The 13,648-nt window shown below is 59.0% G+C and carries 12 protein-coding genes and 5 tRNA genes; 5 read left to right on the top strand and 12 right to left on the bottom strand.

The genetic code is table 11. The features are described from left to right. Positions 1-34 precede the first annotated feature (34 nt). The 10 genes from K5K95_RS18870 to gltX form a co-directional block, all read right to left on the bottom strand. Positions 35-481 (bottom strand): Hsp20 family protein, encoded by a 447-nt coding sequence (locus K5K95_RS18870; protein ID WP_222585547.1) that lies wholly within the window; start codon positions 479-481, stop codon positions 35-37. A gap of 131 nt (positions 482-612) precedes the next feature. Then, on the bottom strand, positions 613-1,572 hold the full coding sequence (locus K5K95_RS18865; RefSeq protein WP_090182267.1) for a tRNA dihydrouridine synthase: 960 nt from the start codon (positions 1,570-1,572) through the stop codon (positions 613-615). Between the two features lie 166 nt (positions 1,573-1,738). After that, positions 1,739-2,188 carry an acyl-CoA thioesterase gene (locus K5K95_RS18860; RefSeq protein ID WP_222585546.1) on the bottom strand — a complete coding sequence of 150 codons (450 nt, stop codon included), beginning with the start codon at positions 2,186-2,188 and terminating at the stop codon, positions 1,739-1,741. Between the two features lie 48 nt (positions 2,189-2,236). Beyond that, positions 2,237-3,070 carry an alpha/beta fold hydrolase gene (locus tag K5K95_RS18855; protein WP_222585545.1) on the bottom strand — a complete coding sequence of 278 codons (834 nt, stop codon included), beginning with the start codon at positions 3,068-3,070 and terminating at the stop codon, positions 2,237-2,239. A gap of 30 nt (positions 3,071-3,100) precedes the next feature. Continuing rightward, entirely contained in the window at positions 3,101-3,640 is a 540-nt protein-coding gene (locus K5K95_RS18850; RefSeq protein ID WP_208672138.1) for a TetR/AcrR family transcriptional regulator, read from the bottom strand. Between the two features lie 184 nt (positions 3,641-3,824). Then, positions 3,825-3,900 (bottom strand) — tRNA-Glu (locus tag K5K95_RS18845). Between the two features lie 80 nt (positions 3,901-3,980). Then, positions 3,981-4,056 (bottom strand) — tRNA-Ala (locus K5K95_RS18840). A gap of 53 nt (positions 4,057-4,109) precedes the next feature. After that, positions 4,110-4,185: transfer RNA gene (locus tag K5K95_RS18835), tRNA-Glu, on the bottom strand. Between the two features lie 79 nt (positions 4,186-4,264). Further along, positions 4,265-4,340: transfer RNA gene (locus tag K5K95_RS18830), tRNA-Ala, on the bottom strand. Between the two features lie 190 nt (positions 4,341-4,530). Then, complete coding sequence (gene gltX, locus K5K95_RS18825) at positions 4,531-6,012, bottom strand: glutamate--tRNA ligase (RefSeq protein WP_222585544.1); 1,482 nt, start codon at positions 6,010-6,012, stop codon at positions 4,531-4,533. A 220-nt stretch (positions 6,013-6,232) separates the two neighbouring features. Here gltX and K5K95_RS18820 point away from each other — a divergent pair, with 220 nt between their 5' ends. After that, entirely contained in the window at positions 6,233-7,282 is a 1,050-nt protein-coding gene (locus tag K5K95_RS18820; protein WP_222585543.1) for an HlyD family secretion protein, read from the top strand. Between the two features lie 49 nt (positions 7,283-7,331). After that, entirely contained in the window at positions 7,332-8,822 is a 1,491-nt protein-coding gene (locus K5K95_RS18815) for an MDR family MFS transporter (protein WP_222590368.1), read from the top strand. 134 nt (positions 8,823-8,956) lie between these two features. Here the strand turns inward: K5K95_RS18815 and uvrB are convergent, their stop codons facing one another. Then, on the bottom strand, positions 8,957-10,972 hold the full coding sequence (gene uvrB, locus K5K95_RS18810) for an excinuclease ABC subunit UvrB (protein WP_222585542.1): 2,016 nt from the start codon (positions 10,970-10,972) through the stop codon (positions 8,957-8,959). 337 nt (positions 10,973-11,309) lie between these two features. Between uvrB and K5K95_RS18805 the strand changes: the two genes are divergently transcribed. After that, the gene (locus K5K95_RS18805; protein WP_222585541.1) at positions 11,310-12,506 is read left to right on the top strand and encodes an amino acid aminotransferase; all 1,197 of its coding nucleotides are present in this window, start codon (positions 11,310-11,312) and stop codon (positions 12,504-12,506) included. 236 nt (positions 12,507-12,742) lie between these two features. Then, complete coding sequence (locus K5K95_RS18800; RefSeq protein ID WP_090182254.1) at positions 12,743-12,943, top strand: hypothetical protein; 201 nt, start codon at positions 12,743-12,745, stop codon at positions 12,941-12,943. Here the strand turns inward: K5K95_RS18800 and K5K95_RS18795 are convergent. Further along, positions 12,940-13,170 (bottom strand): hypothetical protein, encoded by a 231-nt coding sequence (locus tag K5K95_RS18795; RefSeq protein ID WP_208672134.1) that lies wholly within the window; start codon positions 13,168-13,170, stop codon positions 12,940-12,942. The two genes, K5K95_RS18800 and K5K95_RS18795, sit on opposite strands and share 4 nt — an antisense overlap. A gap of 227 nt (positions 13,171-13,397) precedes the next feature. On the opposite strand from K5K95_RS18795, the gene K5K95_RS18790 reads away from it, so the two are divergent. Beyond that, a tRNA-Asn gene (locus K5K95_RS18790) sits at positions 13,398-13,473 on the top strand. Positions 13,474-13,648 lie beyond the last annotated feature (175 nt).

Here is a 13,648-nt window from a genome sequence, read left to right as displayed (position 1 = left end):
AGGGCGCCAATGGCGCCCTTTTCGTAGCTCCGACTCAGTGCTGCAGAGCCGGTTTTTCTGCCCCGTTGATCGGGATTCGTTTGGCTTTCGCCTCTTCCGGAATCACCCGCAACAGGTCGATGCTCAACAAACCGTTGCTCAGGCCGGCAGCCTTGATTTCGATATGGTCCGCCAGACGGAAGGACAGTTTGAAGGCGCGCTGTGCGATGCCCTGGTACAGATAGGTGACGTCTTCGTTTGCGTCACGTTTGCCACCACTGATGGTCAGCACACCTTTTTCCACTTGCAGGTCCAGGTCTTCTTCCTGAAACCCCGCGGCTGCTACGACGATACGGTATTGGTCTTCGCCGTGTTTTTCCACGTTGTAGGGTGGGTAGGTGCTACCTGGCTCGTTGCGCAGGGCGGTTTCGAACAAGTCATTAAAACGGTCGAAGCCCACCGAGGAACGGAACAGAGGTGCCATCGAAAATGCAGTACTCATGATTCAAATCTCCTGAAAACAGATCAGCAAGTTTTTTTGTCTCCGCGACCCGAATTCGGCATCGCGTAATCCTTAAATAAGGATCGCCGATTGCTTTTCAAGAGATTTTTTTCTGTTTTTTTAAAAAAAATTTACGCCGCTTCGGACACCTGTAGCCCCAGTAAACGCGAGACCTGGTCCAGTTCGGTTTCACGACGCAGGACGGTAAACAGCTCGACCGCTTCAGGGTAATTGCGGGTCAGCATCGCCAGCCATTGCTTCAAGCGACCCGGCGATTGGCGTGGTGTCATCTGTGCCTTGGCTTGCAGCCAGAAGTCCTGGATCAGCGGCAGCAACTCGTTCCAGGTCATCTCAATGACCTCCTCGCCAGCCCGCGCTGCGGCTATTTGCCGGGCCAGGTCAGGGCGTGAGACCAGGCCGCGACCGAGCATGATGTCTTCGACGCCGCTGATTTCGCGGCAACGGCGCCAGTCTTCGACGCTCCAGATGTCGCCGTTGGCGAAAACCGGCACCTTGACCACGTCCTGCACCCGGGGAATCCATTCCCAATGCGCGGGCGGCTTGTAGCCATCGGTTTTGGTTCGCGCATGAACCACGATGTGCGCCGCCCCGCCTTCGGCCAGGGCCGTGGCGCAGACCAGCGAGCCGTCCGGGCTGTCGAAGCCCAGGCGCATCTTGGCGGTGACCGGAATGTGCGCCGGCACCGCGCGACGCACGTGTTCGACGATCTGGTTGAGCAGTTCAGGCTCTTTGAGCAACACGGCGCCGCCACGCGACTTGTTGACGGTCTTGGCCGGGCAGCCGAAGTTCAGATCGATGACCTCGGATCCCAACTCACACGCCAGCGCAGCGTTTTCCGCCAGACACACCGGGTCGGAGCCGAGCAATTGCACCCGCAACGGGACACCGGACGCGGTGCGCGCACCGGTCAGCAGTTCCGGGCCGAACTTGTGGTAATAGGCAGGCGTAAGCAGTTGATCGTTGATCCGGATGAACTCGGTCACGCACCAATCGATACCCCCCACACGGGTCAGCACGTCCCGCAGGATGTTGTCGACCAACCCCTCCATGGGCGCCAAAGCAATTTGCATGAAAAACACACTCGACGAAAAACGTGCGGCAGTTTACTGGATTGCGCGGGAAATCTGCAGAACATCGCAGATTCCCTGTGGGAGCGGGCTTGCTCGCGATAGCTATTTAACATTCAACGAAGATGTTGGCTGTCCGCCCGCCTTCGCGAGCAAGCCCGCTCCCACATTAGATTTTCACTGAGTCCAAGACCTGCAACGCCGGGCCGTAGCCTTCTATGAACTCGGCCGGCATGCGCTTGGGCTTGCCGGTGGACAATTCGATGCAGACAAAAGTGGTTTGCGCCCGCAGCAGCGTGGTGTTGTCGCTGGGCCGCTTCAACTGGAAGTGGCGGGTCATTTTCAGGCGCTGGTCCCAGTCGACGATCCAGGTCGCCAATTGCAACTCGTCACCTTCATAGGCCGCAGCCAGGTAATCGATCTCATGCCGCACCACCGCCATCGCCCGGTCCAGCCGACGATATTCGACCAGGTCCAGGCCCAGCCGCTGCGAGTGGCGCCAGGCGCAGCGTTCGAGCCAGGTCACGTACACCGCGTTATTGGCGTGCCCCAGCCCGTCGATGTCTTCGGCGCCGACTTCCAGATCAATGATAAATGGCGTTGCCCGATCCCAGCCCATGCCCCACTCCCGGTCAGATAATGTTGACCGGGGCAGTGTAACGGATGCTTACGCCGATTGGCGCGATTGCAGCCGGCGACCGGCCAGCAGTGACAGCACGCCGTCAATCACGCGGGGATCCGCCAGCACGCGCTGATGGCCACCCTCCTCCAGGCGTAACAGTCGGCTGTCGAACCATGCCTCACTGATCAACTGGGCTTCCTTGACCGGGACAAAGTTGTCATCTTCGGCATGGACGATAAGACCCGGCATGTCGAGCTGATAATGGGCGACATCCAGCGCTGCAGCGCGCATACCGACATCTATCTCGACCTGACGAATGAACGCAGAGCGCGCCTTGGGTGGCAGTCGCACATGGCGGGCGAAACCGCGCAGGACCCCGAGAATTCGCGCTGGCGCGGCAATCGTCACCAGGGTTTCGGTACGCAAGCCCAACTGAACGGCGAGCATGGCACTCGCCCCGCCCATGGAATGACCAATGACCGCTTGCAGGGGCGGCAGTTCGGCAGCCGCTTCAAGCATGGCCCTGGCAAACAGCACTACATTGGCCTCGCGACCGGGGGAACGACCGTGCGCCGGGCCGTCCAGCGCAACCACGGAGTAACCGGCATCGACCAGCGCGGTAATAAGGCTCGCAAACTGCGTCGGCCGGCCTTCCCAGCCATGCATCAGCAATACCGCCGGCCCTTGCCCCCAACGCAACGCCGAGAGGCCGAAGCGCAGAGTGATTCGTTCGGATCTTGCCAGCAGCGGCAGCTCCCAATCACGTGGTGGCAGTTCTCGCGGCGTCATGAACGCCAGTCGCATCTTGCTCGCGACCAATTTTGGAGCAAACCAGCCCAAGGTGCCATTAACGCCACGAACCCACTTCAACGTGTTCATCGCTCTCACTCCCAAGGCCTTGCCTTCAGGTCATAGCACCGCTGATTTGGCGGCGCGCAGCAATCGATCGGACAACTCTCCTGGCCCCAGCGCCCGTGCCAGAGCCAGACCACCGACCATCAAGGCCATGTCGGCCAAGGCTTTGTCGGTGTCTTCCGGGCTGGCCGCCAACTGCGCGACCATCATTTCAACGTGTTCATTCAACGCCACACGAAACTCGTCCGGCAGACGCCCCAACTCGCCAACAGATGCCGGGATCGGGCAGGCTGACTCAGAGGAATCACGGTGCTTACGCGACAGATAGAACGCAGCCACCAACGCGCGGCGCTCTTCGCCGGTCAGTTGCGAGTCCATCTCTGCGATCAAGCTACGGCGATGACCGAGCAGTTGCTTGAACGCTTCCAGCATCATCGCGTCCTTGCTTTCGAAGTGCGCATAGAAGCCGCCAACCGTCAGGCCGGCTGCGCCCATCACTTCGCCCACGCTCGGTTCGGCCGGGCCGCGCTGAATCAGCGCTGCACTGGCGGCCTTGAGGATGCGTTCGCGGGTTTGAGCTTTTTTATCGTTCATCGTTGCCTCCGAATATTACGACTAGAATATTATTCTCATAATAATTTTCCGCAAGTCGTGGATGTGACCGCTGGTCTGAAGCACAGTTTGAGAGAAACGGGGGGATTTGGCCAAACGCCAGACAAACAAAAGGGCCATTCAATAATTGAATGACCCTTATAAAATCCCGCAGAGCGGGTAATCGTGGCGTCCCCTAGGGGACTCGAACCCCTGTTACCGCCGTGAAAGGGCGGTGTCCTAGGCCACTAGACGAAGGGGACGCAAAACCTTCTATACAACTGATCAGTGCTGAGTGCTGATCGATTCAAGGCCAGTGTGGCCAGACCTTGAACTGTAAAATTGGTGGAGCTAAGCGGGATCGAACCGCTGACCTCCTGCATGCCATGCAGGCGCTCTCCCAGCTGAGCTATAGCCCCGGATTTTTCGCCTCGCGGCGGAGCGACATCTTGCAACATCGCTTCTGTAAAACTGGCGTCCCCTAGGGGACTCGAACCCCTGTTACCGCCGTGAAAGGGCGGTGTCCTAGGCCACTAGACGAAGGGGACGCAAACCCTTCTATACAACAGATCAACGCTGAGTGTTGATCGCTTCAAGGCCGGTGTGGCCAGACCTTGAAGTGTAAATTGGTGGAGCTAGACGGGATCGAACCGTCGACCTCTTGCATGCCATGCAAGCGCTCTCCCAGCTGAGCTATAGCCCCTCATCGCTGAGGACGGGGCGAATCTTAATGGCGCATCGGAAACGTGTCAAATTTATTTTTAACAATTTCCAAAGTTTTTTGCCGACATAACAATCACTTACCGCCCTCCCCCCGAAAAACCGGGGGTGTCGCCGAAGGCAGGATCAAAAGATCACGGCCTCCGGCAGCTCCTGCACGGGATCAAATGCTCTCAGGCGATGTTGCCCAAGAGTTTTTCCCACTCCTTGTTTTCCTTTTTCGACACGCCGCCCAGCAGGTCGATCGCCTGGCGCAGACGGAAACGGGTCAGGTCCGGACCGAGGATTTCCATCGCATCGAGCACCGACACCGAGCTGGCCTGGCCGGTGATCGCGGCGAACATCAGCGGCATGGCGTCACGCAGCTTGAGCTCCAGGGATTCGACCACCGCCTGAATCGTCGCGGTGATGCTGTCCTTCTCCCACTGACGCAGGCTTTCCAGCTTCCACAGGATCAACTGCATCAACTGACGCACTTGATCGCCCGACAGCTTCTTGGACTCGAACAGCTTGGCATCCGGGTTCACGCCACCGGCGAAGAAGAAACCGGCCAGCGGTGCAACCTGACTGAAGGTTTCGACCCGGCCCTGCACGTGCGGTGCGATTTTCATCATGTATTCGGGGTTCAGCGCCCAGGTCTTCAGGCGTGAAGCGAACTCTTCCACCGGCAAGTCACGCAGCCACTGGCCGTTGAGCCACGACAGTTTCTCGATGTCGAAAATCGGCCCGCCGAGGGACACGCGGCTCAGGTCGAAGTGGTCGACCATTTCCTGCAGCGAGAACTTCTCGCGCTCGTCCGGCATCGACCAGCCCATGCGACCCAGGTAATTGAGCATCGCTTCGGGCATGAAGCCCATGCGCTCGTAGAACGTCACCGACGTCGGATTCTTGCGCTTGGACAGCTTGCTCTTGTCCGGGTTACGCAGCAGCGGCATGTAGCACAGCTGCGGTTGCTCCCAGCCGAAGTATTCGTAAAGCAGGATCAGTTTCGGCGCAGACGGCAACCATTCTTCGCCGCGCAGGACGTGAGTGATGCCCATCAGGTGGTCGTCGACCACGTTGGCCAGGAAGTACGTCGGCAGGCCGTCGGTCTTCATCAACACTTGCATGTCCATGCGATCCCACGGGATCTCGACGTCTCCACGCAACATGTCCGGGACCACGCAAACGCCTTCGCTTGGGACCTTCATGCGGATCACGTGCGGCTCGCCAGCGGCCAGGCGGCGCGCGACTTCTTCCTTGGACAGCAACAGCGCACGGCCGTCGTAGCGCGGGGTTTCGCCGCGCGCCATTTGCTCGGCACGCATCTGGTCCAGCTCTTCGGCGGTGCAGAAGCACGGGAAGGCATGGCCCATGTCGACCAATTGCTGGCAATACTTCTGATAGATGTCGCCGCGCTCGCTCTGACGATACGGACCGTGCGGACCGCCGACATCCGGGCCTTCGCTCCAGTCGATGCCCAACCAGCGCAGGGCGTCGAAAATCTGTTGTTCGGACTCGCGGGTCGAACGCAATTGGTCGGTGTCTTCGATCCGCAGGATGAACTCACCGCCATGCTGCTTGGCAAAGCAGTAGTTGAACAAAGCGATGTAAGCGGTACCTACGTGGGGGTCCCCGGTAGGCGATGGCGCGATGCGAGTGCGGACGGTGGTCATGGCAAGTCTCGAAATGAAGATAAAACAAAGGGCGAATGGTAACAGGCGATACCCGCCCGGCTCCAGTCAGCAGGGCATTTAAGCCAACGTTGCGTCTACAACGGGCCTGAGCCGCGATGAATGATCGATTATCAGCCGATGGCATTTACCCACTATCGCCTGTATGCCAAATTCGCCTGCTGATAACTTCCCTTACAATTTCTCGACTACAGTCTGCCCCATGCCTGCCCAACTCAAGCGTCGCCTGTTTATTTTCCTGTTGATCGTCCTGCTGATTGCCGGGGGCTTTTTCGCCCAGTGGTTCTTCAAGGGACGGTTTTACGAAAGCACCGACAACGCCTATGTCCAGGGCGAGATCACCCGCGTCTCGAGCCAACTGGGCGCGCGCATCGAGCAGGTGTTGGTGCAGGACAACCAGCATGTCGAGAAAGGCCAACTGCTGATCAAGCTCGAAGGCGATGACTTCCACCTCGCCGTCGACCGCGCCAACGCGACCCTCGCCACCCGTCAGGCAGAACGCCTGCAAGCCCAGAGCAAACTGACCCAGCAAGCCAGCCTGATCGCCGCCAGCGAAGCGCAAGTGGCGTCCAGCCAGGCGAGCCTGGGCCGTTCGCAGATCGACTTGTCCCGGGCGCAAACCTTGCGCAAACCCGGCTACGTGTCGGAAGAACGGGTCACCACCCTCTCCGCCGACAATCACATCGCCCGCTCGCAAGTGACCAAGGCCCAGGCGGATGCACAAAGTCAGCGCCAACAAGTCAACTCCTTGAACGCCGAGATCAAGCGCCTCGACGCCATGATCGCCAACGCCAGGACCGACCTCGCCCAGGCCGAACTGAACCTGACCCGCAGCGAAATCCACGCGCCCATCAGCGGCCTGATCGGCCAGCGCGCGGCTCGCGAAGGCCAGTACGTGCAGGCTGGCGCGTATCTGATGTCGATCGTCCCGGATCAGGACATCTGGATTCAGGCCAATTTCAAGGAAACCCAGATTGGCCACATGCAGCCCGGGCAGAAAGCCAGGCTGACCTTCGACGCCTACAGCGACACGCCGATCGAGGCGCGAGTCGACAGCCTGTTCGCCGCCTCGGGCGCGCAGTTCAGCCTGTTGCCGCCCGACAATGCCACGGGCAACTTCACCAAAGTCGTACAACGGATTCCGGTCAAACTGACGTTCGCCGCGGACAATCCGCTGCGCGGCAAGATTCGCCCGGGCATGTCGGTCACCGCCAAAGTGAACATCAAAGACGCCCCTGACGATGGCCGGTGATCAACTGATCCGTCCGGTCGGCGAACCGACCCGGCGGGACTGGATCGCGGTGATGAGCGTGATGCTCGGCGCCTTCATGGCCGTTCTCGACATCCAGATCACCAACTCGTCGCTCAAGGACATTCAAGGGGCGTTGTCGGCGACGCTGGAAGAAGGCTCGTGGATTTCCACTTCGTACCTCGTCGCGGAAATCATCATGATCCCGCTGACCGCGTGGCTGGTGCAGTTGCTCTCGGCACGACGCCTGGCGGTCTGGGTCTCGCTCGGATTTCTTGCCGCGTCCCTGCTCTGCTCCATGGCCTGGAGCCTGGAGAGCATGATCATTTTCCGCGCCTTGCAGGGGTTCACCGGTGGCGCACTGATTCCGCTGGCGTTCACCCTCACACTGATCAAACTCCCGGAACACCACCGCGCCAAAGGCATGGCGATGTTCGCCATGACCGCGACGTTCGCGCCCTCCATCGGCCCGACACTGGGTGGCTGGCTGACCGAGAACTGGGGCTGGGAATACATCTTCTACATCAACATTCCGCCGGGCCTGATCATGATTGCGGGCCTGATGTATGGCCTGGAGAAGAAAGAAGCGCATTGGGAACTGCTCAAAAGCACCGACTACATGGGCATCCTTACGCTCGGCGTCGGCCTCGGCTGTTTGCAAGTGTTTCTGGAGGAAGGCCATCGCAAGGACTGGCTGGAGTCGAACCTGATCGTGACCCTTGGCAGCATTGCGCTGGTCAGCTTGATCACGTTTGTGATCGTACAATTTTCCAAACCCAATCCGCTGATCAACCTCGGCATCCTGGGCAATCGCAACTTTGGTTTGTCGAGTATTTCCAGTGTCGGCATGGGCGTCGGGTTGTACGGTTCGATCTATTTGTTGCCGCTGTACCTGGCGCAGATCCAGAACTACAACGCCCTGCAAATCGGCGAAGTGATCATGTGGATGGGCGTGCCGCAGCTGTTTCTGATTCCGCTGGTGCCGAAGCTGATGAAGGTCATATCGCCGAAATGGCTGTGCACCCTGGGCTTCGGACTATTCGGGCTGGCGAGTTTTTCATCGGGGGTGTTGAACCCGGACTTTGCCGGGCCGCAGTTCAATCAGATCCAGCTCGTTCGCGCGCTGGGTCAGCCGCTGATCATGGTGACCATCTCGCTGATCGCCACGGCGTACATCCTGCCGCAGGACGCGGGGTCGGCCTCGAGCCTGTTCAACATCCTGCGCAACCTGGGCGGCGCCATCGGCATCGCCCTCCTTGCGACCTTGCTGGACGCGCGGACCAAGACCTATTTTGATTATCTGCGTGAATCGATCGTCCCGAGCAACCCGCAAGTGGCCGAGCGGATGGCATCGATGACGGACCGGTTTGGCAGTGAGACGGCAGCGTTGGGCAAATTGAGTGAGATCGCCCATCAGCAGGCGTCGATCATGGCGTACAACGATGCGTTTCATTTTGTCGGGATTGCGCTGGGGATCAGCATGATTGCGGTGTTGTTGACCAAGAAGTTGCCGGCGGGATTGAAGGCTGGCGAGGCGCATTAACGGTTTTTTCGGTGACTGATCTACCGCCATCGCGAGCAAGCTCGCTCCCACAGTTGACCGGGTTGTCCAAGTGGACGCGGTCCAATGTGGGAGCGAGCTTGCTCGCGATGGCGGCCTGAAAGGCACTACACATCTCAAACCTCGATCAATCGCTCCCGCAACTTGCCAATCTCATCACGCATCTGCGCCGCGGCTTCGAATTCCAGATCCCGCGCCAAGGCGTACATCTTCTCTTCCAAACCTTTAATGCGCTTGGCGATTTCCCCCGGTGAACGCAATTCGGCTTCGTACTTGGCGCTCTCCTCCGCGGCCTTGGCCATGCCTTTGCGCTTCTTGCTACGCGAACCCGGCACGGTGGCGCCTTCCATGATGTCGGCAACGTCCTTGAACACGCCTTTGGGGGTGATGCCGTTGGCCAGGTTAAAGGCGATCTGTTTGTCGCGACGACGCTCGGTTTCGCCAATCGCCCGCTCCATGGAACCGGTAATGCGATCCGCATAGAGAATCGCCCGTCCATTAAGGTTGCGCGCCGCACGGCCAATGGTCTGGATCAACGAACGCTCGGAACGCAGGAAGCCTTCCTTGTCCGCATCGAGAATGGCCACCAGCGACACTTCCGGCATGTCCAGGCCTTCACGCAACAGGTTGATCCCCACCAGTACGTCGAAGGTACCCAGGCGCAGATCGCGGATGATTTCGACCCGCTCCACGGTGTCGATGTCCGAGTGCAGGTAACGCACGCGCACGCCGTGGTCGGCCAGGTAATCGGTCAAGTCTTCGGACATGCGCTTGGTCAGCGTGGTGACCAGCACCCGCTCTTCCAGCGCCACCCGCTTGCCAATCTCGGAAAGTAGATCGTCGACCTGGGTCAGTGCCGGGCGGATTTCGATTTGCGGGTCCACCAGACCGGTCGGACGGACCAGTTGCTCGACCACGCGACCGGCATGTTCCGCCTCGTAGTTGCCCGGCGTTGCCGATACAAAAATGGTCTGCGGGCTGATGCTTTCGAACTCGTCGAAACGCATTGGCCGGTTATCCAGCGCGGATGGCAGGCGGAAACCGTATTCCACCAGGGTTTCCTTACGCGAGCGGTCGCCTTTATACATGGCGCCGACCTGCGGCACGCTGACGTGGGATTCGTCGATCACCAGCAAGGCGTCGGCCGGCAGGTAGTCGAACAAGGTCGGTGGCGCCTGACCGGATTCACGGCCCGACAGGTAGCGCGAATAGTTTTCGATGCCATTGCAATAACCCAGCTCGAGGATCATTTCCAGGTCAAAACGGGTGCGCTGTTCCAGACGTTGGGCTTCCACCAGTTTGTTGTTGGAACGCAGATAGTCCAGACGCTCCTGCAGCTCGACCTTGATCCCTTCGACAGCGCCGAGCAGGGTTTCTCGCGGCGTCACGTAGTGGCTTTTCGGGTAGAACGTGAATCGTGGCAGCTTGCGGATGACCTCGCCGGTCAGCGGATCGAAAGCAGACAAGCTCTCGACTTCGTCATCGAACAGCTCGATGCGGATCGCTTCAAAATCGGATTCGGCCGGATGAATGTCGATTACATCGCCGCGCACCCGGAAGGTCGCCCGGGCAAATTCCATGTCGTTGCGGGTGTATTGCAGGTCCGCCAGGCGTCGCAGCAAGGCGCGCTGATCGAGCTTGTCGCCGCGATCCACGTGCAAAACCATTTTCAAATAGGTTTCCGGGCTGCCCAAGCCGTAGATGCACGACACCGTGGTGACGATGATCGCGTCTTTGCGCTCCAGCAAGGCTTTGGTCGCCGACAACCGCATCTGCTCGATGTGGTCGTTGATCGACGCATCTTTCTCGATAAAGGTGTCCGACGACGGCACGTACGCTTCAGGCTGGTAGTAGTCGTAATAGGAAACGAAATACTCGACGGCGTTGTTCGGGAAGAACGCCTTGAACTCGCCGTACAACTGCGCGGCCAGGGTCTTGTTCGGCGCCAGCACCAGGGTCGGACGCTGAACTTGCGCGATCACATTGGCGATGCTGAACGTCTTGCCTGAGCCGGTCACACCGAGCAAGGTCTGGTGCGCCAGCCCGGCTTCAATGCCCTCGACCATCAGGCGAATGGCTTCCGGCTGGTCGCCGGCGGGCTCGAAGCGGGTGACTAGCTGGAATTCAGACATGAAATACCTCTGATATCGCGCTAGCGCGGTTAAACCGGCAGCAACGAGAAAGGCCGCAAACGACTGACGTCGCCCGAGGAAAAAACTGGATTGTGCTCAATGTGGAGTCGAATGCCTTCGCTTTCAAGGCAAACGTCCTACATCGCGTAAAGACTTAGACGATGCCAATCGACTAACGGTCGAAAAATAATCGGAAAAACTTAACTTAAAAGCCCAATCGTCTGTCGCCTTCAATCGTGGATGGCCTCTATACTAGCTCCCCGTTTGTGCACCGCTCTAGTGCATTCGGCTGGAGCGCGACACGTCCCTCCACTCTCCATTCAGAGCCGCCGCAAAAATGAGCCTGTTCTCCGCTGTCGAAATGGCACCACGCGATCCAATCCTGGGCCTCAACGAAGCATTCAACGCCGATACACGCACCACCAAGGTCAACCTGGGGGTCGGTGTTTACTGCAACGAGGAGGGGCGAATTCCACTCCTGCGCGCCGTTGTCGAAGCCGAGACGATTCGCGTCGCTCAGCACGCTTCCCGTGGCTACTTGCCAATCGACGGCATTGCCGCCTATGACCAGGCGGTTCAAAAACTGCTGTTTGGCAATGACTCGCCGCTGATCGCTGCTGGTCGCGTCATCACCACCCAGGCCGTTGGCGGTACCGGCGCCCTGAAAATCGGTGCCGATTTCCTCAAGCAACTGCTGCCGAACGCTGTCGTGGCCATCAGCGACCCAAGCTGGGAAAACCACCGCGCCCTGTTCGAAACCGCCGGTTTCCCGGTGCAGAACTATCGCTACTACGACGCCGCGACCCATGACGTTAACCGCACCGGCCTGCTCGAAGACCTGAACGCCCTGCCGTCCGGTTCGATCGTTGTGCTGCACGCGTGCTGCCACAACCCGACTGGCGTGGACTTGAGCCCGGCGGACTGGAACAACGTTCTGGAAGTGGTGAAAGCCAAAGGTCACGTGCCATTCCTCGACATGGCCTACCAGGGCTTTGGCGATGGCATCGACGAAGACGCGGCGGCTGTGCGCCTGTTCGCTGAATCGGGCCTGACCTTCTTCGTCTCCAGCTCGTTCTCCAAATCCTTCTCGCTGTACGGCGAGCGCGTTGGTGCCCTGTCGATCGTCAGCGAATCGAAAGAAGAAAGCGCGCGCGTGCTGTCGCAAGTCAAACGCGTGATCCGCACTAACTACTCCAACCCGCCGACCCACGGTGCAAGCATCGTCGCCGCCGTGCTCAACAGCCCGGTACTGCGCGCACAGTGGGAAGAAGAACTGGCCGAAATGCGCCTGCGGATTCGCGGCATGCGCACCCAGATGGTCGACCTGCTGGCGAAAAACGCACCACAGCGTGATTTCAGCTTCGTCGGTCGTCAGCGCGGCATGTTCTCCTACTCGGGCCTGACCGTTGAGCAAGTCACCCGCTTGCGCAGCGAGTTCGGTATCTACGCCCTGGACACCGGCCGTATTTGCGTGGCTGCGTTGAACCAGAGCAACATTGATGCGGTGACCAAGGCCATCGTTGCAGTGATCTGAGTGGTTGCGTGATATGAAAAACGGGAAGCCAAGTGGCTTCCCGTTTTTATTGCTGGCAGATAATTTTCAATCCGGCGACTGAGCGCTCTAGACTGCACGCAGATCAAATGTGGGAGCTGGCTTGCCTGCGATAGCGGTCGGCCAGCCAACATCAATGTTGAATGTTATGGCCTCATCGCGGGCAAGCCCGCTCCCACAGGTTCTATGTACACCCGAGAAATCTTCAGAGAACCCACATGAAAAACGATGACCTTCGCGCCGACCGTGACGAGCTGGACGATTTCGTCCCTCGCACCCCGGCCAAACGCGGTAACAACCTGGTGCTGCAAGTGGCTGCTGGCGTATTTCTCGGCGGCCTGGCGCTGTGGCTGGTGCAGCTGGGCGCCACGATGCTGTACGCCAAACTGATGCTCGCCACAGTGACGTTCGGCGGTTAAGCCAGTTCGCTGGCTCGCTGACTGGCGGCGTCGTCGTAGGCGACGTAGAGCGATTCGGCAACCTGACTCTTGATCGCCTTGGCGCTTTCCAGACCAAGGACAAAACCTTCAGCCTTGCCGCCCGCACGATTCAGATCGTCTGCGGTGCTGGCCTGGGTGATTGCATCGAACAGTTTCTCGGCATGCGGGCCGACACCTTTAGGCAGGCTGATCTGAGCGATGCTCATGCGAACACCCCGTTGATTTGAGGAGTGAGGATTGGGTGATTCATGGCGCGTACCTTTTCGGCGAATGGCCGGCAGCGCGTGTAACCACTTCCGGGCGGCCATGGTAGACCTCTGAGGCGATTCTGGTAACCGCCCACGGTCGATAAACCACCGTCCGTCCCCATGAACCTGTCATGTTCTACACAAGCGCTTGACTTCTCTTTTTGAATCAGTAACATACACGCCATTCCGCGATAGCTCAGTTGGTAGAGCAAGTGACTGTTAATCACTGGGTCCCTGGTTCGAGTCCAGGTCGTGGAGCCAGACAGCAATATCGAAAAGCCCCTGAATCGAAAGATTCAGGGGCTTTTTTGTGCGTAATGAAAAAGCAGGGGCGTTTGAATGTGTCCTGCCGAGAGTAGGACCAGAAGGCACTGTTGGTAGGCACCATCGACAAACCGGACTCAAGAAAATAAAAACCAAGGCAATAAAAAAGGCG

It is taken from the genome of Pseudomonas sp. DR48 (assembly GCF_019823085.1).
In the GTDB taxonomy this organism is placed as follows: domain Bacteria; phylum Pseudomonadota; class Gammaproteobacteria; order Pseudomonadales; family Pseudomonadaceae; genus Aquipseudomonas.
The sequence above is the reverse complement of the archived record's forward strand: the minus strand, read 5'-3'. Positions and strand labels throughout refer to the sequence as shown.